Origin of the sequence: Marinomonas ushuaiensis DSM 15871 (assembly GCF_000521805.1) — a bacterium.
Classification (GTDB): Bacteria; Pseudomonadota; Gammaproteobacteria; order Pseudomonadales; family Marinomonadaceae; genus Marinomonas; species Marinomonas ushuaiensis.
This window is the reverse complement of record NZ_JAMB01000009.1, coordinates 23,115-45,782: the sequence shown is the minus strand read 5'-3', so window position 1 is coordinate 45,782 and position 22,668 is coordinate 23,115. Positions and strand designations below refer to the sequence as shown.

Annotated in this window: 25 protein-coding genes; 12 read left to right on the top strand and 13 right to left on the bottom strand. The window is 40.0% G+C overall.

The genetic code is table 11. The features are described 5' to 3' along the window. Positions 1-171 precede the first annotated feature (171 nt). The 3 genes from MUS1_RS15690 to MUS1_RS10725 all read right to left on the bottom strand — a co-directional run bounded on the left by MUS1_RS15690 (position 172) and on the right by MUS1_RS10725 (position 2,723). The gene (locus MUS1_RS15690; protein WP_051436218.1) at positions 172-1,194 is read right to left on the bottom strand and encodes a CobW family GTP-binding protein; all 1,023 of its coding nucleotides are present in this window, start codon (positions 1,192-1,194) and stop codon (positions 172-174) included. 31 nt (positions 1,195-1,225) lie between these two features. Next, positions 1,226-1,972, bottom strand: coding sequence for a DUF481 domain-containing protein (locus tag MUS1_RS10730; protein WP_036162367.1), 747 nt, complete (start codon positions 1,970-1,972; stop codon positions 1,226-1,228). A 211-nt stretch (positions 1,973-2,183) separates the two neighbouring features. After that, entirely contained in the window at positions 2,184-2,723 is a 540-nt protein-coding gene (locus MUS1_RS10725; RefSeq protein ID WP_342665492.1) for an RNA methyltransferase, read from the bottom strand. A 103-nt stretch (positions 2,724-2,826) separates the two neighbouring features. Between MUS1_RS10725 and MUS1_RS10720 the strand changes: the two genes are divergently transcribed. The 3 genes from MUS1_RS10720 (at position 2,827) to MUS1_RS10710 (ending at position 6,115) form a co-directional block, all read left to right on the top strand. Continuing rightward, complete coding sequence (locus MUS1_RS10720; RefSeq protein ID WP_036162364.1) at positions 2,827-3,687, top strand: TraB/GumN family protein; 861 nt, start codon at positions 2,827-2,829, stop codon at positions 3,685-3,687. Between the two features lie 209 nt (positions 3,688-3,896). Then, positions 3,897-5,189 carry an NCS2 family permease gene (locus MUS1_RS10715; protein WP_036162358.1) on the top strand — a complete coding sequence of 431 codons (1,293 nt, stop codon included), beginning with the start codon at positions 3,897-3,899 and terminating at the stop codon, positions 5,187-5,189. A gap of 182 nt (positions 5,190-5,371) precedes the next feature. Further along, positions 5,372-6,115, top strand: a complete 744-nt coding sequence (locus MUS1_RS10710) for a class I SAM-dependent DNA methyltransferase (protein WP_036162356.1) — start codon at positions 5,372-5,374, stop codon at positions 6,113-6,115. A 23-nt stretch (positions 6,116-6,138) separates the two neighbouring features. Here MUS1_RS10710 and MUS1_RS10705 read toward each other — a convergent pair whose 3' ends face one another. The 3 genes from MUS1_RS10705 to MUS1_RS10695 form a co-directional block, all read right to left on the bottom strand. Then, the gene (locus MUS1_RS10705) at positions 6,139-6,354 is read right to left on the bottom strand and encodes a hypothetical protein (RefSeq protein ID WP_036162354.1); all 216 of its coding nucleotides are present in this window, start codon (positions 6,352-6,354) and stop codon (positions 6,139-6,141) included. Between the two features lie 304 nt (positions 6,355-6,658). After that, the gene (gene cpxA, locus MUS1_RS10700; protein WP_036162352.1) at positions 6,659-8,056 is read right to left on the bottom strand and encodes an envelope stress sensor histidine kinase CpxA; all 1,398 of its coding nucleotides are present in this window, start codon (positions 8,054-8,056) and stop codon (positions 6,659-6,661) included. Then, positions 8,056-8,742 (bottom strand): response regulator, encoded by a 687-nt coding sequence (locus MUS1_RS10695; RefSeq protein ID WP_036162351.1) that lies wholly within the window; start codon positions 8,740-8,742, stop codon positions 8,056-8,058. The genes cpxA and MUS1_RS10695 overlap by 1 nt, the downstream gene beginning before the upstream one ends. 197 nt (positions 8,743-8,939) lie before the next feature. On the opposite strand from MUS1_RS10695, the gene MUS1_RS10690 reads away from it, so the two are divergent. Further along, on the top strand, positions 8,940-9,437 hold the full coding sequence (locus MUS1_RS10690; RefSeq protein ID WP_036162349.1) for a CpxP family protein: 498 nt from the start codon (positions 8,940-8,942) through the stop codon (positions 9,435-9,437). Between the two features lie 75 nt (positions 9,438-9,512). Here MUS1_RS10690 and MUS1_RS10685 read toward each other — a convergent pair whose 3' ends face one another. After that, positions 9,513-9,791: a hypothetical protein gene (locus MUS1_RS10685; RefSeq protein ID WP_036162347.1), complete on the bottom strand. Its 279-nt coding sequence runs from the start codon at positions 9,789-9,791 to the stop codon at positions 9,513-9,515. Between the two features lie 224 nt (positions 9,792-10,015). On the opposite strand from MUS1_RS10685, the gene MUS1_RS10680 reads away from it, so the two are divergent. Then, a complete protein-coding gene (locus MUS1_RS10680) occupies positions 10,016-10,537 on the top strand; it encodes a hypothetical protein (protein WP_036162345.1) in 522 nt (173 codons plus the stop codon). Positions 10,538-10,630: 93 nt separating this feature from the next. On the opposite strand, the gene MUS1_RS10675 is transcribed toward MUS1_RS10680, so the two are convergent. From MUS1_RS10675 to MUS1_RS10665, 3 genes are all read right to left on the bottom strand, one after another. Next, complete coding sequence (locus MUS1_RS10675) at positions 10,631-11,629, bottom strand: branched-chain amino acid aminotransferase (RefSeq protein WP_036162344.1); 999 nt, start codon at positions 11,627-11,629, stop codon at positions 10,631-10,633. A gap of 183 nt (positions 11,630-11,812) precedes the next feature. After that, entirely contained in the window at positions 11,813-12,097 is a 285-nt protein-coding gene (locus MUS1_RS10670; RefSeq protein ID WP_036162341.1) for a DUF1294 domain-containing protein, read from the bottom strand. A gap of 139 nt (positions 12,098-12,236) precedes the next feature. Beyond that, a complete protein-coding gene (locus MUS1_RS10665) occupies positions 12,237-13,145 on the bottom strand; it encodes a LysR substrate-binding domain-containing protein (protein WP_245595797.1) in 909 nt (302 codons plus the stop codon). Positions 13,146-13,249: 104 nt separating this feature from the next. Here MUS1_RS10665 and MUS1_RS10660 point away from each other — a divergent pair, with 104 nt between their 5' ends. After that, positions 13,250-13,915: a LysE family translocator gene (locus MUS1_RS10660; protein WP_036162338.1), complete on the top strand. Its 666-nt coding sequence runs from the start codon at positions 13,250-13,252 to the stop codon at positions 13,913-13,915. Positions 13,916-14,036: 121 nt separating this feature from the next. On the opposite strand, the gene MUS1_RS10655 is transcribed toward MUS1_RS10660, so the two are convergent. Next, positions 14,037-14,429 carry a YciI family protein gene (locus MUS1_RS10655; protein WP_036162336.1) on the bottom strand — a complete coding sequence of 131 codons (393 nt, stop codon included), beginning with the start codon at positions 14,427-14,429 and terminating at the stop codon, positions 14,037-14,039. A gap of 196 nt (positions 14,430-14,625) precedes the next feature. Here MUS1_RS10655 and MUS1_RS10650 point away from each other — a divergent pair, with 196 nt between their 5' ends. From MUS1_RS10650 to MUS1_RS10625, 6 genes are all read left to right on the top strand, one after another. After that, complete coding sequence (locus tag MUS1_RS10650) at positions 14,626-15,306, top strand: malonic semialdehyde reductase (RefSeq protein WP_084035606.1); 681 nt, start codon at positions 14,626-14,628, stop codon at positions 15,304-15,306. Positions 15,307-15,355: 49 nt separating this feature from the next. After that, complete coding sequence (locus MUS1_RS10645) at positions 15,356-15,805, top strand: OsmC family protein (protein WP_036162334.1); 450 nt, start codon at positions 15,356-15,358, stop codon at positions 15,803-15,805. A gap of 39 nt (positions 15,806-15,844) precedes the next feature. Next, positions 15,845-16,936 (top strand): C4-dicarboxylate TRAP transporter substrate-binding protein, encoded by a 1,092-nt coding sequence (locus MUS1_RS10640; RefSeq protein WP_051436216.1) that lies wholly within the window; start codon positions 15,845-15,847, stop codon positions 16,934-16,936. Positions 16,937-16,999: 63 nt separating this feature from the next. Next, complete coding sequence (locus MUS1_RS10635) at positions 17,000-17,578, top strand: TRAP transporter small permease subunit (protein WP_051436215.1); 579 nt, start codon at positions 17,000-17,002, stop codon at positions 17,576-17,578. Next, on the top strand, positions 17,575-18,882 hold the full coding sequence (locus MUS1_RS10630) for a TRAP transporter large permease (RefSeq protein WP_036162333.1): 1,308 nt from the start codon (positions 17,575-17,577) through the stop codon (positions 18,880-18,882). The genes MUS1_RS10635 and MUS1_RS10630 overlap by 4 nt, the downstream gene beginning before the upstream one ends. An 11-nt stretch (positions 18,883-18,893) precedes the next feature. Continuing rightward, positions 18,894-19,763, top strand: a complete 870-nt coding sequence (locus MUS1_RS10625; RefSeq protein WP_036162331.1) for a dioxygenase family protein — start codon at positions 18,894-18,896, stop codon at positions 19,761-19,763. Positions 19,764-19,881: 118 nt separating this feature from the next. Here MUS1_RS10625 and uxuA read toward each other — a convergent pair whose 3' ends face one another. Together uxuA and MUS1_RS10615 are read right to left on the bottom strand one after the other, a co-directional pair. Next, positions 19,882-21,069, bottom strand: coding sequence for a mannonate dehydratase (gene uxuA / locus MUS1_RS10620; protein WP_036162329.1), 1,188 nt, complete (start codon positions 21,067-21,069; stop codon positions 19,882-19,884). Between the two features lies 1 nt (position 21,070). Then, a complete protein-coding gene (locus MUS1_RS10615; protein ID WP_036162328.1) occupies positions 21,071-22,561 on the bottom strand; it encodes a mannitol dehydrogenase family protein in 1,491 nt (496 codons plus the stop codon). Positions 22,562-22,668 lie beyond the last annotated feature (107 nt).

Genomic DNA, 22,668 nt, shown 5'->3' with positions numbered 1-22,668 from the left:
TTTGTTGTATGAGCTCCATAGAGGAACCCTTTCGATAGCAGAAAGGTTCCTCTATATGCGTCATTCTCTCAATAACAAAAGATGCCAAAGTTAATGACAAAATAAACCACACCAATGCGTTTAATGAATTATTAAGTCAAATAATCTAAATCAAAAGCCAGACAATTGAATTCAATCAATATGAAATATTTGTTCCATTTTAATCTCGTTAGACCAATTACCTTCTACGTTCCCAATAACTTCCATTCTACTTGTTTCCTGCCATTTGGATCTTGTGAAGGTTATTTCGCCACGTGAAGCATTCACAAACAAAGCTTCGTTAGAGTTTATCGAAAACACACCTTTAATTCGGTAAATTCCTTCAAATGCAGATATTTTTTCAATAATAGTCTTTAATGATTTTTCGTTGAAAGAATGCCCTAACGACCAACGCCAGCCCAATACCTGCATCGCGTCTTGCTGCCTTTGATAATGCCAAGGACATTCGGTTTCATTACTTTCATGAGCATGGGCATGTTCATGTTTTGAATGAGCTTCATGGGAATGAGCCGTGTGAGTATGATTTAATTTTTTGGCCTCAACCGAAATATCGCTAAGTCCAATATCCAAATCATCAAGATCTAGCTTCATAGGATTAGATATAAAAAGTTCAGGCTGATGAATAGAAAATTTATTAAAATGTGTTTTTAAACGATCAATATCTTCCAGTTGATATTTATCTACATGACTCAACACAATCCCATTCGCTGCTTCTATTTGATCATTAAAAATAGCATGCTTGATATAGCGTTCATCTTGTAAATTACGGGCATCCAAAACACAAAAAGCCCCCGTTAGTAACAAGACATCTTGATAAGAATCACTGCGCAATTTTTGAATAATTTGTTTAGGATGGCCAAGCCCAGACGGTTCGATAAAAATTCGGTCTGGATTATATTGACGAATTAATTGGTTCAACCCCTGCTGAAAAGCAGCGGATGTCGTACAACAGACACAACCGCCAGGCACTTCTTTAATGGCTACGCCAGCCTCAGAATAAAACGCACCATCCAGCCCAATATCACCAAATTCATTGACCAATACCGCCCATCGTTCATGAATGGGGGCTTTTTCAAGTAACTGCCGAATTAATGTGGTTTTACCCGCTCCTAAAAATCCGGTAATTAACGTAACTTTAATTCCTTGATAGCGCATGATTCAATTCTTATCTGAAAGTTTTTGAGGTTTAAAATGCATAGGCCAGCGTCAAACTCGTCACTGCATCGGTCTTTTGGATATCATCAAGCACTTGGCTATTATGAGTAACAGTGTAAGCAGCCTTAAGATTCATACCACGACGGATTTTTGTACTAATCGCCGTTTCCGATTTAGACTGAGTATTTTCGCTCTCTTCTAAGGCTTTTTGAGTACTGAGTGTTTGAGTGAACTTTGCCGTAGGACTTATAATATATTGATATTCTACTTCTAAACGAAAGATAGCGGCGTTATCTTTATCACCATCGTCAGTTTTATAAAAAGAATAACCTGGACCCACACTGTAATCTAAAAAAGAATACTGGTTAGAAAACAACCGAGCGGCATAACCTACAGAAACGATATTTTGATAATCATAACCACTTAATCGATCGTCCGTGTAGGATCCATACACAAATATAGAGGTATTCTCACTGGTTAATTTATAATCACTTTGTGCAGAAAAAAACAGTTTTTGCGCTGTGGTTTGGGTTTCCCCATCGTACTCACCCTTATTATAAAGCGTGTCAATTAAGTATTTGCCTTTCCATTCTCTAAAGTCTTGGTGTAACGTCGCTTTACCTATTAGCGAAGTACTTTCCGTATTGCCAGACGTGTCGATAATACCTAGCTCTAATTCCGCCCTAAAGGGCTCTAACGATTTTGTTGCCTTTTCGGCATGAAGAGCCGGAATTGCAAACATCAAACCGACAAAAGTCAGTGATTTTAGGGGGAGCATTAAAATATCGTCCTTACGTCCGGTCTATAGATAAGACAAGTAAAGGAAGGTGTGTAGACTTTGAAAAAGAATCAAAAATATAAATAAAAATATCACCTTCCAATATTGCCCTTAGGCTAGAAAGGTATTTTTGCATTGATCAGTGTTTTTCTCTGTCAAAATAGAGTTAATTATTTGCAAGATAATCGATAAGACCATCAAGACTGTGCCATTAAGCACGTACTTTGACATTATTGTTAACGTCTTTACTTTGACGAATCAGCTCATCACCCGCTTCAGCCCGTACCGATTTAGCCAATCGATCGTAAAGCAATACATTCACCGACGCCGCTAGATTCATACAACCGACAGTAGGAACAAATACCACATAATCAGCACGATCAACGACTTTTTGTTCTATCGTCCCGTCTTCAGGACCAAAAATATACAAGGCTTTTTCAGGGTGTTGAAAAGCAGGCAGAGGCGTAGCACCTTGAATCAAATCAACACATACGATTTTAGTATCACTATCGACTGCATCAATTAAATTATCAACATTTAGCGTTTCAATATTAATAAGAGGTATTGAGGTGCTTGCATTTTGGGTATCCGTCGACATTTTTACAGCACGGTCATAACGTTGACCTGAATACAAAACCTGATCAACCTGATAGCAACCAGCGGCTCTCATAACAGAACCGACATTTTCGGCTCCTTTCGGATTCGTTAATCCAACACAAACAAATTCTTTATTCATTGACTCTTTATTCATGGTAGGCACGACACTGACATTGAAAATTTCGAAGATAATACCATTATTTATAAATAGGATGGCTTTTATACAGTGCCATTAACAATACTAAACTGAGACAAACATGCATTTTCTAAAAAGAATCGGATTTACTTTACTCGCTGCGGCGACCTTCCAAACTCAAGCAGCTTCTGTTTGGAAGATAACATCTGGAGAAAATATACTTTATATTGGCGGTACAATTCATCTGCTGACCGCTGAAGATTATCCCTTACCAAAAGCTTATGAAAAAGCGTACCAAGCCTCGGACAAGGTTGTTTTTGAGACAAATATGGATGCGCTAACTGACACAGCTTTTCAAAGAGAAACCCAAAAAACATTATCTTATACCGATGGAACAACCATTGATCAAATCATCACACTGGACACTTATAACTTATTAAAAACCTACCTTGATACCCGAAATATTCCGGTCACCGCCATACAACATTTAAAGCCAGGCTCATTAGCCATGTCTCTTAGTATGATTGAGCTAAAACATCTAGGCTTTACCAGTGAAGGTGTTGATCAGTTTTATGCAAAAAAAGCCACACAAGATCGAAAAAGCAAAGGTTGGTTAGAACAGCCTGAAGCGCAGATCCAAATGCTTGATGAACTTAATCAACAAGACAATAACCTTATCGTGCGCTATGCCTTATCTGAGATTGAAGAAATGTCTGAGAGCATAGTTAGCTTGCGTGATAGTTGGCGTAAAGGCGATATGAAAGCGCTAGCGACATTAGAAATGGATACGTTAAAAGAAGACTATCCCGACATGTATCAATCACTATTGGTAAAGCGTAACAACCTTTGGGTACCACAAATCGAACACATGCTAAAAGACAATACTGTAGAATTTATCATGGTCGGGGCTATGCATTTAGCGGGCCCTGACAGCGTATTAGCAAAGCTTAAAGCCAATGGCTACAAGATTACTCAGCTTTAATACAACCAAAAAGAAGCCACTTTAAAATAGTGGCTTTAGGTAACGTTATTTAAGTGGCTTAACTGAATTTTTGCTTTATTTTTACTCCTTTTTTAAATTTCCCTTCCCAAATTCCAATCTATTTTTTTATACTAGCCGCCTAAAAATTAATACTGACTAAATGATCAGTTTTAATGCAATCCCACTATGGCAAAAAAAAGGCACCCTTCATGCTCGAACGCTATTTCCAACTCAAGGCACATAATACGTCTATACGTAATGAAGTCATTGGTGGTATTACCACCTTCCTAACCATGGCTTATATCATTTTCGTTAACCCATCCATTCTTGCTCAAGCAGGCATGGATCAAGGCGCGGTATTTGTCGCTACTTGCCTGGCAGCAGCCATTGGTTGTTTGATCATGGGGCTTTATGCAAACTACCCAATTGCATTAGCGCCTGGTATGGGCTTAAACGCCTTCTTTACCTATGGCGTTGTATTAGGCATGGGCTACTCATGGGAGCAAGCACTTGGAGCAATCTTCCTATCCGGTATTCTTTTCATTTTTATCAGTATATTCCGCATTCGTGAATGGGTAATAAACGCTATTCCATCTTCCCTAAAGCTAGGCATTGCAGCGGGTATTGGTTTGTTCTTGGCTATGATTGCGCTCCAAAATGCAGGCATCATTGTAAAAAACCCAGCCACTATGGTTTCTTTAGGTGATTTGTCTTCACCTTCTGCCATCTATGGATTTTTAGGGTTCTTTGTTATTTGTGCATTAGCTTACTTAAATGTCACCGGTGCCGTGATGATAGGCATTTTATTAGTTACCGTTTTATCCATGGTATTCGGTCAAAATCATTTTGGTGGCTTAGTTTCTATGCCACCCTCTATTGCCCCAACATTTCTCGCTATGGACATTGAAGGCGCCTTTCAAATTGGCATGATCAGTGTGATTTTTGCTTTTTTCTTTGTCGATCTGTTTGATACTTCAGGTACGCTTATTGGTGTAGGCCAACGCGGTGGTTTATTGGACAAAGAAGGCAAGCTGCCTCGCTTGAAAAAAGCCCTATTGGCTGACTCCAGCGCAACCGTAGTTGGTGCGGCATTAGGAACATCTTCCACAACAAGTTACATTGAAAGTGCTTCTGGAGTGTCTGCAGGCGGGCGTACAGGTTTAACCGCCGTCGTGGTTGCTTTGTTATTCTTGTTAAGCCTTTTCTTTGCGCCATTGGCTGGCTCTATTCCTGCTTATGCCACAGCGGGTGCATTAATGTACGTGGCTGTTCTAATGACAAGCAGTTTGGCCCACGTGGATTGGGATGATATTTCTGAGGCGGCTCCAGTATTAATTGCGGCCTTCACCATGCCATTAACCTATTCCATTGCTGATGGTATCGCGCTTTCTTTCATCAGCTACGCGGTAATTAAACTATTGTCTGGTCAAGGTAAACAAGTCAATATTGCTGTGTATATTCTGGCTGCATTGTTTATTGCCAAGTACTTTGTATTTGTTTAAAACGCGCTTTGTATTTGCCTAAGAAACTCTTCTGTGTTTTTTAAAAGAGTTCATTTTAAATAAAGACCACAAAAAAAAAAGAAGCAGACATCTTATGTTTGCTTCTTTTTTTATGCTTCGCAAAAAACCATTCTTCCTATATGATGCGCCATCAAATTTTACCCTCCAAGTGATCAAACAAAATGCCTCACAATGCCCTTTATACGGATTTATCTGGTTACTATGATTTAATGTGTGCTGATATCAACTATCAATCCCAAAGCGATAACATCCATCGTCTTCATCAAATCTTTGGCAATGGCGGAACTAAGCATTTAGATTTAGCTTGCGGAACGGGCCCACACATTCATCATTTTATTAAAGCGGGCTACCAATGTCATGGACTCGACATAAACCAACCCATGCTCGATATTGCTAACCAACGCTGCCCTGAAGCTACCTTTGAGCAAGGCAATATGTGTGCCTTTAAAACAGAACAGCAATACGACCTAGTCACCTGCTTTCTGTATTCGATCCATTACTGTGGTGATATTGAAAATCTAATTTCTTGCATTGAAAGCGCTCACAAAGCATTAAAAACAGGTGGAATCCTGTGCTTCAATTCCGTAGATAAAAGCCACATAAATAATACATTAACGGCAAAACACAGCGTTTTACACGACAACAATGAGTTTAGCTTTTGTTCTTCTTGGTTTTATTCTGGTGAGGGAGAAAAACAAACATTAAGACTGAATATTGAAAAAAAGACCACTGAGACAACACACAAGTGGACAGACGAACATCCGATGGTGGCATTGAATTTTGTAGAGTTACGGGAATTGCTCGCACCGCATTTTGATGTTCATATTTTTGAACACGAATACGACAAGATTATGGCTTGGGACAAGATGTCAGGCAACGCAATATTTGTGTGCGTAAAAAAATAATCAGAGTAATGCATCAACGCATTTTACCCCATTGCACGATATTTCAAGATCAAAGAAATGATTTCATGATCACTTACAGTCGAAGACAAAGATTCATTCATAGAACGTCGTTGTGGTAAGCGTATATTAAATTTACTTTTTAACATGCCCACAACCTGAGAATCAGAATTGGGATCAAATGCCTGACTTGTAAAAATACAAATCCGTTCTAACAAAAACTCTTTTGCTGTATTTATCATATTTTTCCTATGATAGTAGAGAGAATCAATACGAGCTTCTCCATTGGTTATTTACGAGCATCGGCCTAATCATCTAGGCTAGATGTTTATTGTATGGCGTCTTTTTCAAATAGAATGCGATATAAAGAAAAGAAATTCAGGAGATCAGAATAAACACGATGAACGTAAGATTTAATTTCATAGATAATATGAGCTTAATTTATTACTTTGTCTACTAATGCTTTTGATTAACGCTGCAGATTAGTCAAAAGCATTTAGTAGAGTCTATTGCCATAGCTCGCCTATAAAATCCAATAAATCTTTTTTATGATTTTAATAATGGCAAAGAAACCTCAACCAACAAACCACCTAAGCTACTGCGAGATGCATTAATGGTTCCATTATGCTGACGAACAGCACTCTCTGTAATAGCTAAGCCTAACCCTGTTCCACCACTATGACGATCACGCGCCGTAGACACACGATAGAAAGGACGAAAGATTGATTCCAGCTCCTCATCCGGTACACCTCCGCCATTGTCCTCCACCCGAATAGTTAATACATCTGACTTATCTTCTGTATTAACATCAAAATTTACTTCAATGCGGTCTTTGCCATAGTAAATAGCGTTTCTCACAATATTCTCTAAAGCGCTCATTAGTAGCTGAGGATGACACGTCAGTGATCGTTCAGGAATATCAGATACATAAAGTGTTTTACCCATTTGTTCGGCTTCAAATTGACTGTCCGCTAATAAGGCTTCCCATAAACTAGAAAGTGGCTGTGATTCTCTTTTTAAATGACTATCAACTTGCATACTCGATAATTCAAGCAACTTGCCAATCATTTGCTCAAGCCGCTGGGCTTCAGTATCAATGCGAACGAGCTCTGTACTTTCTCCCTGTTTTCGCGTTGCCAACGCTTGCGCCATTCTTAAACGAGTTAGCGGTGAACGCAATTCATGGGAAATGTCAGACAACAAACGTTGCTGACGACAAATCATCAGATTAATGGCTTCCACCATTTGATTAAAACTCGCTCCCGCTTGACGGAATTCTGATGTGCCTTTCTCAAGCTCCGGGTCTGTTTCAAATATACCCTGAGCCACTCTCTGAGCGGCTAACTCCAAACGACGTGCAGGCTGACTGAGTGCCCAAGACAGCCATAATAAAAACGGTGTACTCACTAACATAACCGCGAGTAATAGACGAAATGGATGATCAAACAGCTGTATCACAAAGTTTGGTGGTTGGTTCCATTTAGCTCCGATGTAAAGATAGTAATCATCATTAGCAAGTTGAATCGGAAACGGCCCTGATATCATCACTCTGCCATAAAGTCTTTGTTGGGGAGCTAAGGGAGTTTCAATCGTCGTCACAAAGTTACGTAAAGCTTTTAAAGAAAAATCAGGACGGCGGTAAACCGTTAGAATATTACTATCAATATCGGTAATAAAAACCTTTAATCGACCATCATTTGAATCTCTAGGTGGCCTGGAGTCAAAAGCGGCTAATACCTGTCCAATACTATTGGCTGCAGAAAATTCACGTTCTATTTGATCTCTTACTTCTGTCAAACGCTCATAGTAAGGCGGGCTAATATCTCTTGTTTTTCGTGGGTCAAGATGTGGCAATGCCAATACGGCCAAGGTAACAAGAAACATGGTGAACCAAAATATAGCGAAAATACGTCCATATAAGCTGGTAATTTTTGGCAAACGCATTAGTCACCCTCCACCAGTAAATAACCACGACCTCGCAAGGTTTTTATTCGAGGCTTGCCATTCGGCCAATCTGGCAATTTTTTACGCAAATTCGAAACATGCATATCTACCGCCCTATCAAACGCAGCTAGCCGCTTACCTAATACATCAAGACTTAAAACTTCCTTAGTGAGCACTTGACCTGGATGAAGTAAAAAATAATGCAAGAGCGCAAATTCCGTACTCGTCACATCCAGAAGCTCACCATTGCAATACGCCTCTAAACGCCCAGGATAAATTTTAATATCACGATAGGTAACAAAATCATTCTGCTGTTGAGCTTTCGGTGTTTGAGTACGACGTAAAATGGCACGAATTCGAGCCAACAATTCACGTTCACTAAACGGTTTTGGCAAGTAATCGTCAGCACCTAATTCAAGCCCTACTACACGATCAATCTCATCGCCTTTCGCCGTCAACATTAAAACCGGCACCTCCCATTTTTCACGCAACAGCTTTAATGTCTCAAATCCATTTAGCTTAGGCATCATCACATCAAGTAAAACAAGATCAACACTGTCATTCATGGCCTCTAAACCTTCCATACCATCATATGCAGTAGAAACCGTACAGCTTTCAAAAGACAAAACCTCTTTGAGTAGGTCACTCAATTCAACATCATCATCGATTATTAAAATATGTGGCATTAGAAATTCCTAAACGGTCGTACGGACAAAAGAGCAACTGACCTTATTTTACGTTGAAATCAGAACAACAATGCTGCTTTTACGATAATTTACCTTGGCGATACGCTACTTGACCTAACAATCTTTATTCTATCCCTATGCGCTGCAAACACAGCGAATTACTCAAAACGTCCTAAACAGTATAGAAGGAAAAGAACATGAAAATGACTAAAAAACTTATTATCGCATCTGTTGTTTTACCATTAGTATTGAGCACAGGTAGTGCTTTCGCCTTCGGCGGGAAAGACAACAAGGGTCACAAAGGCGAATGTCGCGTTGGCATGGATCGCGGCATTATGAAACAATTAGAGTTGACTGACATTCAAAAAGAGCAGTTCAAAACATTGCGTAAAGCGACTAAAGAAGAACGTAAGAATAAAGGCAAAGACAAGCCTGAACAACATCAAGCAAAACGTTTAGCGGACTTTGAAAAAGTAAATAGCCTGTTGCTTGCTGATAAATTCGATCCTGCTAAAGCCACTGAAATCGCACAAAAAATGGCACAAAAACAAATTAAACGCCAAGTTAGCTTGCTAAACAACCAGTACCAAATGATCAGTATTTTAACACCTGAACAAAAAACGAAATTCGTAGAGTTACAAAAAGAACGCCTAAATGACTGCGCTGAAAAAAGGGCTGATCGTCACGATAAATAATCCCAGCTTGAATTAACCAAAAGGCGATGTACTTCACAGTACATCGCCTTTTTTCGTTTTAATTTAACGACATGTCTAATCGCGCTTCCAGATTCTGGCCACAGCTTGGTTACTGCCTAACAAACCTACAATTTCACATACCAGCCCAGTAATAAAGAACAATGAGATAGGAATAATGCCTGCAAGCTCGCCAGTCTTTAACGTAAAAAACAATGACACTAAGGCAATCACAAAACACAATCCCCCCAATACAAGCAATATAGTACGGTGGGATTTTCTGTACTCACCTTGACCATCACCCGCTTCAAACATATTTAACACTGGCGAACAGAGTTTTCTCATTAGGTCTTTCATCAATACAGCCTTATAAAATTCAAATACGCCCTAACTTAGCACGATATAATCGTTATTTATTTATAAAATCTCAAAAAAACTAAATATTACAACAGTAAAAATAAAAATCTTTAATTTAGGGGGGTAAACCCTAAAGTTTAAAAATTGACCACCGATAACCTACTACAAGAATATATAAACAAACTTTTGAGTTACTAATAAACATCAGCAAAATGGAGAATGAGATGAAAAAATTAATCACAGCAAGTATCGCTGCTGCAACCTTAACATTATCAATGGGTGCTAGTGCATCACCTTTCACTTACATCGATTATGCCATAGGCAATGTCGAACATGATGGCGGCGGCGATGGTGATTACTCGAACCTATCCATTTCTTTTGAAACAATAGTTCTACCAATTTTGTCATTAGAACTCGTAGATTTTAGTGGCACTGACATCACAAAAATTGGTGCAGGTACTGCGCTTGCAGTTGGTGGCTCAAGTCATATTTTTGGTTTCGTTCACTACAATGACTATAGCGGCAATACAGATTCTGATTTCAGTTTAAGAGCTGGTTTTCGTACAACCATCGGAGATCGTTTAGAAGGTACTATTGCCTTCACTCAATATACAGATCACGATTATTATGACAGTACTAAATTTTCATTAGGTTATTACTTCACGCCAAACCTATCTGTTGCTGGTAACTATGAAGATCTTGATTCTTCAAATGTTATATCTGCTTCTGCAAGATTGAGCTTCTAAACACGAATTGTTTATTGCTTAGAAAAAAGGGTTGAACATTATGTTCAACCCTTTTTTATATTTCTACTTAACTATTTTTTTACGATGTAACCATTAGCAGACTTTCGTTAACCAGTTATGAGTGTCTTCTGCTTTACCCCATTGAATATTATTCAATGCTTGACGTAGTTTGTCAGCCATTGGTCCCGGCTGACCAGAACCCACTTGGTATTCTTTGTCATTATGGATAAAAGTACCAACTGACGTTAATACCGCTGCAGTACCAGACAATACCGCTTCTACTTCTGGCTTAGCCGCACGTTCTAGCAATTCAGCAACGGTCAAATCACGTTCGGTCACTGTCATACCTAAATCAGCAGCCAAGGTCAAAATAGAAGAACGCGTTACACCATGTAGGAAAGACGTATCCAAACCTTTGGTAATAATCTCGTTACCATCAATCAACAAGAAATTAGCCGCGCCAGTTTCTTGAACATCGCCATTTGGACAGAACAAAATCTGGTCAGCTTTTACTTCTTCACTGGCTTTCTTGATCGGCCCTAGTGCACTGGCGTAATTACCACCACTTTTGATCATGCCCATGTGAGGCGCACAACGTATACCCGTTTCGTCCAACAAAAGACGCAATGCTTTCGCACCACCAGTGAAATAATCTCCAACAGGAGACAATAATACATACAGCATAGACGTTGCTGTTGCTCCTGCTGCTTTGCCTACGTTCGCTTCTGTACCTATATGAGTTGGGCGAATGTACAAAGACCCTGGTGGCTCGGGCACGTCACTGGCGAATTCACCGACAACATCGACAATCATTTTTGAAACGGCCGCTTCATCAATTTCTGGCAAAGACAATAATCGACTGCTTTGTGCCAAACGCTTAATGTTTTGATCCATACGAAAGACATGCACACTACCATCAGCATGACGAAACGCTTTCAAACCTTCAAAACACGTGCTTGAGTAATGCAAAACATGCGCACCTGGATGCAACTGAATGCTATCCGAAGTCACAATACTTGCTTTACTCCATTGATTATTTTCAAATGTTGCCAATGCCATTTTAGGCATAAACACGCTACCAAAAGCCGCCATTATTGTTTCCTATATCGTTAAATGATGATGAACAACGTCATGCTAAAAGCAGACACTACCAAAGCTCTAAATTCGCATCACTGCTTAGTCCAATGATATTAAAACAGAAAACAGTCGCAAGAAAGTAAATCGTCACAATATCCTTACCAAGTACGCGTTTTAAGCAAAAGTCTCTATAAAGCGCTATCTGAAAATATAAAGATAAGCCACTACGAGTAGAGCTAGGTTTAAAATGAGCGTTAACCAAAACACCACACGAAAACGGAATTTCTTGGTTTTATGATGAAACACCTTCTGGCCAAGCAAAGCACCTGGCCAACCACCTAATATCGACAAAAGATGCAACGTAGACTCACTCACTCGCCATACATTTCGCTTTGCCGCAGACTTATCTATGCCATACACAACAAAAGTGACAAGACTCCAGATAAGATAATAAGTCGGTAAAATCAGATAATCTATCCACATAAAAAGCACTTTTATTGTAAAACACACACAATGCATGGAACGATATTTTGACGATATAAAAAAGGGAAATTAAAACTAACGCAGTGGTCATCTGGATTTAGACTCCACAAGCTTTAGCAATAAAAGAAGCTACAAGCAGCTATTTGATTACTTGCATCTCACTTTTTTGTTGAATAAGCCAATCGCAAAACGTTTGTATTCTTGGGTCTTGATTTGAATCATTTAAAGAAAGGATGACATAATCATAACCTGTCGGTTGCATGCCGAATGGCGTAATAAGCCGTTGTTTCTCTAGGTCATCAGAAACCAAAGGAGTGGAGCCAATGGCAATCCCTAAATTATCCTGAGCCGCTTGTAGAGCATAAAAAAAGTGATCAAAATATTGTTCGTTCTTAGGTTTCACATTTTCAAAATTAGCTGTATTTTTCCATTCTTCCCAAGCTTCTGGACGAGTTCGACTGTGTAACCAATGTGCTTTATTAAGATCTTGCTGGCTGTGTTTATGCCAATATTCTTGCGTGCAGACTGGACCCGCTAACTCTGAACAAAACTGCGTCACTCGATAATCATCAGGTATTCCAAAATCTGTACGTCGAATTGCGATATCACAACTTTCAGATAATAAATTAATCGCTCCACCTGCCATTTTTAGATCAATATTTAATTCTGGGTATTGTTCTCTAAAATCACCTAAACGAGGCATTAACCAACGCATTGCCAAACTAGGCTCACAGGATACAGTGAGAAAAGGTGAGGTTTTATCATGTCGGTGAATTTCTTCCACTGTATTACTCAGTGCATCTAGGGTTTCTGTGGTCGTTTTTAGTAACCGTTGACCCGCTGCGTTTAAATAAACACGACGATTACGGCGAATAAATAGATTCACACCTATACGTTCTTCTATTTGTGCCACGGCTCGGCTAATTGCACCATGTGTCATATGCAACTCTTCCGCCGCGCGAGAAAAACTTTGATGACGAGCCGCTACCTCAAATGCAGTAAGCGCTCCCAAAGGGGGTAAACGCCTTTTTGTGTGAATTTTTCTCACAATTTTTACCATTTATTATCGATTTTATTAAATATTTAAAGGTTTTATACTCTTATTATTCACAAATAAACGAATTTTGTCACTCACAAATAAGAGCTCTTTCCATGCTAAATATCGATCATTTCGAATTGTATTCGGTTGCCATTATTACGTTATTGGCGGTTATCAGCCCTGGACCAGATTTTGCCATGGTATCGAAAGTGGCATTATTAAAAGGAAGACGAGAAGGTATTTTATGCGCGCTAGGCATCAGCGCAGCAATTAGCGTACATCTTGCTTATACTTTATTTGGATTAGGCATTTTGCTTGCCAATAATATTTGGGTATTAAATACCTTACGTTATCTTGGTGCTATGTACCTTATTTGGCTGGGCGTGTCCGCTTTATGGCCCGATATAAAAAATATGTTTTCAAACACTGTGAACAAGCACTCTGAAGGCACGATCAAACAAGGCTTGGATTCAGGCAATAAAGGCATAAACAATCAATCGGCTTTTTGGACCGGATTTGCCTGTAATGCATTAAATCCAAAAACCATGTTGTTTATTGTGTCTTTGTTTAGCCAAGTCATTTCAGATAATACGCCGCTAGTGATTGAGTTGGGTTACGGCTTTTATATTGCGTTTGCACACTTTATTTGGTTTGGCTTGGTGGCGTGTTTACTAACGTCTGAAAAAGTGCAAAAAAAAGTACAGGCCTTTAAGGTATGGATTGAACGAGTCACAGGTGTATTGTTAACTTCGTTTGGAATTCGCTTGCTTACTGATTAATCGATTATTTGTGCAGATCTCCACACTTGATAGTGTGGTAAAAAAGGTAGAACAGTAAAAATACCTGTCCTACCAAGACAGAACTGCTTCTCTTAAAAACTAAAAAATTAAAAACAAAAAATCAGTCTTCAGATAAAGAAACCGATTGTGCTGATAGTTTGATATTGACCTGCAAACTTCCTTCATTAATTAACCAACGACGTATTTTATACACTCGCGCGCCACGGCTATGCATAGGGTCTTTTTCAGTAATGTTTTTCGCCATTTCTAAGTTGGCGGCTTTATAAATAATCATCCCCGAGCCATTCATATTTTCACCAGAGTCATCAGACAGTGGACCCGCAAACATAAGGGTTCCGGCCTGTTCTTGTTCTGCTTGATATGCCAAGTGATCAGCCAATGTTTGTTTCACTAATTCTGGGTCACCTGCAGGCGTGCTTTCAATAACAAATACCTCCATTGCTAATGAACCACGTTTTTTTGATGCTGCTTTATATTCGTTCCAGTCTGCCATTTTATTCTCCAAAGTAAGAAAGAATCATTAAAAATAATATCGATATTATTTGACATAAAACTAAATTATCGCTAAAACTAAATCAAGCTATACTTTTGACATACCGTTAAAGTGATGTGATTTTTTATAGATTCATCAATAAATAATCGCCTTGCGCTAAGACTTTACCTAAATAATAAAAATATAAGGATGGAGTATGAGTGGTTCTAATCTCGATGCATTAAGCAGTACAGATCTGGCTAAAATGCGTAGTGAAGCTCAAGAAAATGTACGAGCTCTGCGCCAGCGAAAGCCAACTCTAGACAAAGATTCAATTGATATGATTTTGCGAGATGCTCGCTCGCATTATGCTTGGCAAGATAAACCTATCTCGAAAGAATTGCTTGAAGCGCTTTATGAGATTGTTGCTAATGGTGCGACAAGCATGAACTGCTGTCCTGCTCGTTTCTTTTTTGTGACCTCAAAAGAAGGTAAAGATCGTCTTGCAACGTCATTAAAAGAAAAAAACATCGACAAGATGAGAGCGGCGCCAGTCACCGTTATTATTGCTTACGATTTAGAGTTCTGGCACAAACTTCCTTTCCTTTTCCCCCATGAAGACAGACGCCCATTATTTGAAGGCAAACCTGAGTACTGTGAAAAAACCGCTTTTTTAAACGGAACGCTTCAAGGTGCTTATTTGATGATTGCCGCTCGTGCACTGGGTCTCGATGTTGGCGCTATGTCTGGTTTTTCTAATGACATTGTTGATAAAGAATTCTTTTCTGGCACAACCTTGCGATCGAATTTTTTGTGCAACTTAGGTTATGCCGACGAGAGTGCTTTGTTTCAAAAATTGCCTCGTTTTGCATTTAATGATGTGTGTTCATTTCTGTAATAACACCAATATGAATTAATAAGATAAACGCAAATCAAAGGTGTTTTGAATGAAAATGACAATGAAAAAAACCGCATTACTACGCGCTGAATCACAATGCAGTTCACATGCGCGTAGTGACGTATCCATACGTGATGTGGTGTTAATCATTGATGAACCTGTCGAGCGTGGTGGAACCAATATTGGCCCAACACCAACGGAGTCCGTTGTCGCGACGCTGATTGGTTGTACCAATGTCCTCGCGCATAAATGCGCAAAAAAACGGAATATCAATATTGGTAATTTACATATTTCAGCGGTCTGCGAATTTGATCGTCGAGGTGTGTTACTGGAAGAAGAAATTGAGGTTCCGTTCAAGAAAGTCACTTTAACAGTGAAGACAAATCCTACTGTAGATAAATCAGAACTAGATCGTATTGCTGAAGACGTCGTAAAGTACTGCCCTCTGTCGAAACTTTTTCAACAAGCAGGCACAGACATTGAGGCGATTTGGCTATAGGTAATCAAATTTAATCTAAAACAACATAGGAAGATAACAATGAAAATAACAATAAAAAAACTACTTCAGAAAAAAGCCATAGTAATCACCATGGCTTCATTAATTTCTCTTCCTGCGGTGGCAACTGAAACCATTAAAGCGGTTGTCATTGACGGATACCCCGCTAAGTCTATGTGGGTCGATGAGTTTTCAAACTTCTTTATTCCAGAAGTGAATGAACGTCTTGCAAAAACCAATAATTACAAAATCGATTGGCAAGAATCCTACGGCGGAACCATTGTAAAACCCAAAGGTGTGCTTGATGGCATCAAACTAGGTCTAGGCGACATCGGCATAGTAACAACGATTTTTCACAATTCGAAGTTGCCAAGCCAATCATTGGCTGGTGTGACGCCATTTATTTCCGCAGATGCCCGAGTTGTTGCGAAAGCTATAGATGAAATTACCAAAGAATTTCCAACTATGGAAAAAGAGTTCGCACGGCAAAAACAAGTCTATCTTGCGACGGGTGTTGTCTTAGATACGTACCAAATTTTCAGTAAAGAGCGTATCGAATCTATTAAAGACCTTGAGGGTAGTAAAGTGGCTGGCGCTGGGATTATCTTGCGTTACCTTGATGGCATTGAAAATGCGGCAGGTGTTCGAGGCGGTTTAACGGATTTTTACAATATGGTTTCTACTGGTTTAGTTGACCATGCCATGCTTTGGCCAGAAGCGGCAGAAACATTCAAAATTGCTGAAGTTGCTCCTTTTATGTTGAAGGCCGATTTTGGTGCCGTTAACACGAAGACTGTTACAACAAACAGCCGTTTCTGGAAAAAACTTCCTAGTGAAGTAAAACAAGTGATACAGGAAGTGGCTATCGAGTACCGTGATCATGTCGCTAATATCGCGATGAATCGCGCCAAAAAGAGCTTAGATGCTTATATTGCTGCGGGAGGAACCGTTGTAACAATGAGTCAAGAAGCCAGAAAAGAATGGGCTGACTCTATGCCTGACCTAGCTGCTGAATGGGCTGAAGGTTTAGATAAAAAAGGCGAACCAGGAACAGAAATGTTACGTGCCTACATGGCGAAGTTAAAAGCAGCGGGATTTACACCTACTCGTGATTGGACAGCTGGTCTTAAATAAAGCCGTTTTTAAAATCATTATGATTTTCATAATTACGGCCCTAATAATCATGGAGTAAATGCTATGTCCAACCTGCTTTTACAAGGTGTCAGCAAGCTGTCAAAAATCGCCAACAGTGTTGCCGTTATTACTAACACAGTTGGCACCTTGATGGTACTTTGTCTCGTTCTTGTTGTTGACTATGATGTCATCGCTCGAGGGGCGTTTAATAAGCCCTTCGGCGGTGCTGTCGAAGTCGTGCAATTCACTATGGTGTTGATTGTTTTCTTGCAATTACCTGATGTTGTTCGAGTGAACAGACTCACTCGATCAGACGGTTTTTTAGCCATTATGCAGCCGCGCTTTCCGAATGTGACTATGTGGGTAAGACGCTTTATTGACAGCGTTTCCGCAATATTGATGGCCCTCATTGCCATTGCTATATGGCCAGAGTTTGTCGAGATGCTTGAAACGAAGGATTATTTTGGTATTCCCGGTGTATTCACTGCACCTTGGTGGCCAATTAAGCTCGTCATATTTTTGAGTGCAAGCCTGTGTTCATTAATTTTCATCTTTAAAGTCATCCTTGCTGCAACCAATATTCAGCTCATTCGCATGGACGAAATGAAGGATAAAGCCATATCGGCAGGAGAAAAACTATGAGTCCAATTGAGATTGGTGTTATCTCAGTTATTGCCATCATTGTTTTGGTGTATCTGGGTCTTTATATCCCTGTCGCGCTTGGCGTTGTTTCGTTTGTGTCAATTTGGCTAATGCGTGACGACTTTGAGCTCTCTATGAACTTATTAAAAATAGCTGTTGGCGACAGTGTTATGGAATATACCTTTGCCACGGTCCCCTTATTTACCTTTATGGGGCTTATAGTATCCAAAGCTGGAATGGGAGCTGATATTTATGAAGTGATGAATTCAGGCTTCAAAAAGGTTAAAGGTGGAATCGGCATGGCAACGGTTGGTGCTAATGCTGTTTTCGCTGCTGTGACGGGCTCATCCATTGCATCTGCTTCTGTTTTTGCAAAAGTGTCTGTTCCTGAAATGCTCAAATATGACTATAACCCACGCTTCGCCGTTGGTGTTGTTGCTGGCTCTTCTGTATTGGGTATGATTATTCCGCCATCGGCTATGTTGATTATCTATTCTTTTGTAGCAGAGCAGTCTGTCGGGGAAATGTTTTTAGCTGGGGTCGTACCTGGAATTCTGTTAGCTGCAGCTTATATTGCTGCGATTTGGCTAATGGGTAAATTCATACCGAAATACGTAGGTGGCAAGCCAGCAACTGAATATGAGTGGATGTCATTTAAGGAGATATTTTCAAAAACAGCACCATTAGTCAGCTTGATCACTATTGTCTTAGGTGGCATTTACACAGGTTGGTTAACACCCGTTGAAGCCGGTGCAGCTGGTGCAGCAGTTGGCCTTATTATTGCCCTCATTAGAGGTAAAATGAGCCTAAAGTCGTTTTGGGAAGCGCTTATTGAAACGGGTCATATTACCGCGTCTATTCTGTTCCTGATTACGGCCGCCTCAATTTACAGCCGCATGTTGGGGCTAGCTGGGTTACCAAATGAGCTAGCTTTGATATTAGAACAAAATCAGATGAGCTTTATGATGATTATGGTGATTTACGTCTGCCTAATGCTGTTCCTTGGAACCTTATTAGACACATCGTCAATCATTTTAATTGTTGTCCCTCTGTTTTTGCCTCTTATCGAACCAATGGGTTTAAGCCTTGTTTGGTTTGGCATTATTACAGTAATCGGTGCTGAAATTGGTTTGCTCACACCACCATTAGGCATCAGTTGTTTCGTCATTAAGGCCAGTTTAGATGACGATCGTATCAGCCTAAAAGATGTGTTTATGGGGTCATTACCTTTCGCATTTGTCATGTTGGTCGTTCTTATTCTACTAATCAACTATCCCGTACTTAGCATTGGAATTTTACATTAAGGAGATCGCTTATGCGTTCTGTTACAGCTGAAAACATTACCGAAACCTTCATTGGATATTTTGGAAAAGACACAGATCCTAGAGTGAAAGAGATCATGGCCAGCCTTGCTCATCATTTACATGGTTTTATCAAAGACACAAAGTTAACCCATGATGAATGGCGTGAGTCTTTGGAGTTACTAAAATGGACAGGAGAGATTACGACTCCAGAGCGAAACGAATTCGTTCTATTATCGGATGTGTTAGGAGTGTCGTCATTGGTTGATATGATTAACTCTAATCCAGCAGCCACAAGCTCTAGTGTATTAGGGCCATTCCATGTGACCGATGCACCGCCAATGGCTTTGGGCGCCGATTTCAAACGTCATTACGAAGGCGAAGTCATCTTGGTTGAAGGCTATATAAAAGACACGGACGGCAACGTTATTCCCGGTGCTTCGGTCGATATTTGGCAAACCGCACCCAATGGTTTGTATTCGTCACAAGACGATGAACAAGACATCAATAGTTTTCATGGTGTCTTTACAGCAGATGAAAATGGCTATTACTCTTTTACGACGATAAGACCCGTTTCATACACGGTACCTAGCGATGGCCCTGTTGGTAAAATCCTTGATGCGACAGGCCGTCATCCATGGCGCCCTTCTCACTTGCATTATATTGTATCAGCAGAAGGCTATCGTTCATTAGTCACTGAAGTGTTTCCAAATGATGACCCTTATCTTGATCAAGATACAGTATTTGGTGTGCGAGAGGATTTAGTCATTAGCTACAAACCACAAGCCGCAGGGACTTTCCCGAAAGAAGGCTTTGAATTATCCGGGAAAGTAGACAGCGCGTTTTCGAAAATTGATTTTGACGCCATTCTAATTAAGAAATAAAACGATTAGGTATCACCTTAGTCTAAACAAACATCTTCTGCTCTAACCAAGAACAGAAGATGTTTTATCTTAAACAGCACATCGAAATTCGACTTTATAAAAGCGATTTCTTAGACAATTAAGACGATGCTTTAAGTATGCTTTTCAAACCCACTTCCAAGCCTCGCACTTCGGCTAACCCTTTCATTCTGCCTAATGTTGAATAACCTGGATTTGGACTTTTTTTCAAGTCATCCAAAATTTGATGTCCATGGTCTGGTCTCATTGGGATCGTTTTAAAAGAACTATTACCTTCTCGTTTTTGCTCTTCCATAAGAATCGCGCGGACTACACCAACCATGTCCACATCCCCACTTAAATGAGATGCTTCGTGGAAACTGCCTGCCACCTCTTCTCTTTTGGTTGAACGTAAATGGGTGAAATAAATACGAGAACCAAACTGTTTAATCATATCCACTAGGTCATTGTCTGCTCGTACACCGTAAGAACCTGTACACAATGTCAGGCCATTTACATCACTTGGTACAGAATCTAGTAACCACTCTACGTCGTCTTTAATTGAAACAACACGTGGCAAACCAAGAATCGGACGCGGTGGATCATCAGGATGTATCGCTAGTTTCAGTCCACCTTGTTCTGCGGCTGGAACGATTGCCTCTAAGAAAAGTTTTAAATGCTTACGCAATGTGCCTTTATCTATGTGATCGTATTCGGCTAGTTTGTCGCGGAATTGCTCTAAGGTATAGCTTTCTTCTGCGCCTGGTAAGCCTGCAATGATGTTGGCAACCAGTCGGTTTTTGTCTTCTTCTTTTAAGTTAGCAAGAAAGTCTTTCGCTGCCGCTTTTTCTTCATCATTGTATTCGGTTTCAGCACCTTTACGCTCTAAAATATACAACTCAAATGCTGCAAACGCAGTTTGATCAAAACGCAGCGCGCGCGAGCCATCTGGCAATTCATACGCAAGATCTGTACGAGTCCAATCCAATACTGGCATGAAGTTATAGCAAACAGTATCTATGCCACATGCAGACAAATTCAATAACGTCTGTTTATAGTTTTCGATGTATTCAAGGTACTTTCCTGTGCGCTTCTTAATGTCTTCATGAACAGGAACACTTTCTACCACAGACCAACGCAAGCCGTGAGATTCAATCATCTCCTTTCGAGACTGAATGATGTCAACTGGCCAAACATCGCCATTAGGAATTTCATGTAAGGCGGTTACCACGCCTGTTGCGCCACACTGGCGAATGTCTGTCAAAGTTGTATTGTCATTTGGTCCAAACCAACGCCAAGTATGTTCCATTTTATTCTCCGAAATTAGTCATGTTAAGGTGGTCAAACTGCAAACAAGCTGCCACACCCTTAGATGTCATTGTTAAATAGGTTGTTAAAACTGATTGAAAAAAGGTGTCGTCTTCACTGAATGCCTTAGGAAAAACATCGTGAATCGCTAATATGCTACAAATCAGGTTTTCAGGTTTTTTATGCAAAGTATGTAATTCATTCAACGTCTGTGACATTGGGTCATCGACTTTATGTGAGTGCCCTTCTAAGTCTTTCCCTCCTGTATAGAGAATCCATGCAGCAACACCTAAAGCGGTTGCCGATAGATTTTTTTGTTGGACCTGTCGCTCTTTTTGTTGAATCAATAGCTCTGCTGCACCAGCCAGCCAACGCTGAGGGATTTTCTGTGATCCATCCATGGCAATTTGTGACAACTTATGTTGCAAGCTGTCATTAGCAAAGCGACTGATAAGACTTTCTATGTAGTGTTGAACATCGATGCCGTCTGGCATGTCTAATGTCGGTAATGCTTCAAACGTCATATAGTGTCGAATCAAGGCGGCGAATTTCGGGTCCGCAACCGCATCTGCGACGGTTTCCAATTTCGCCGCTGAGCCAACATAGGCAAGCAACGAATGGCTGCCATTAAGCAATCGTAGTTTCATGGTTTCAAATGGATGAACATCGTCTACCATTTGTACGCCATCCAGTTCCCAATCAGGTCGCCCTAGTGGAAAGTTGTCTTCTACGACCCACTGACCAAAGGCTTCACACATGACGGCATTTTGATCATTGCAATTCAACTCAGACTGCAGGCGTTTTTGTGATTCATCCGACATGGCTGGCACGATTCTATCGACCATTGAACTGGGAAACGCCACGTTGTCTTGAATCCACTTAGCGAAATCAGGTGAGCGATAAGCGGCCAGTTCACAAACCGCAGCACGAGTTAACGCACCGTTATTTGGCATGTTGTCACAAGACAAAACAGTAAACGCTGGAATACCTAATTTTTTTCGTCTGAACAAGGCTTCAACTAAAATACCTGGCGCGGTTTTTGGTTGTGCTGGAGATTGAATATCATGCTGAATACTCGGATCGTCTAAGCGTAGCTTTTTATCAGATGGTGTAACGTAATAGCCTTTTTCCGTTACGGTTAGCGTGACTATTTTGGTATTAGATGAAAGCAGTCTTTCAAACAATACCTCTTTGTCATCTCCGGCAAACAAGGCATCTCTTATCGCGTTAACTTCTCTTAAGTGTGCATGCTGGCTATCTGTGTATTCAGCAACATGATAACGACAGTCATTCATTTTAAGCAGATCAACCAGCTTACTGTTAGAGCGAATATTCACTGCACAAATACCCCAGTTTCCGCCAAGATTTCGGTTCAGGTTTTTTTCGATGTAGACAGCTTGATGAGCACGATGAAAAGCACCTAAACCAATATGTACTATGCCAATATCTACACTTTCTAGTTTATATAAGCTCTTTGTTATTTTTATTTTCATGTCGATCTCTTTTGCCTGTTTGGTAATTTTCTTACTGTATTTTGTTTACTAAAACCTATTTCCCATAAACAAACATTGACCTCTGATCATCATTGACAATGTGTTTT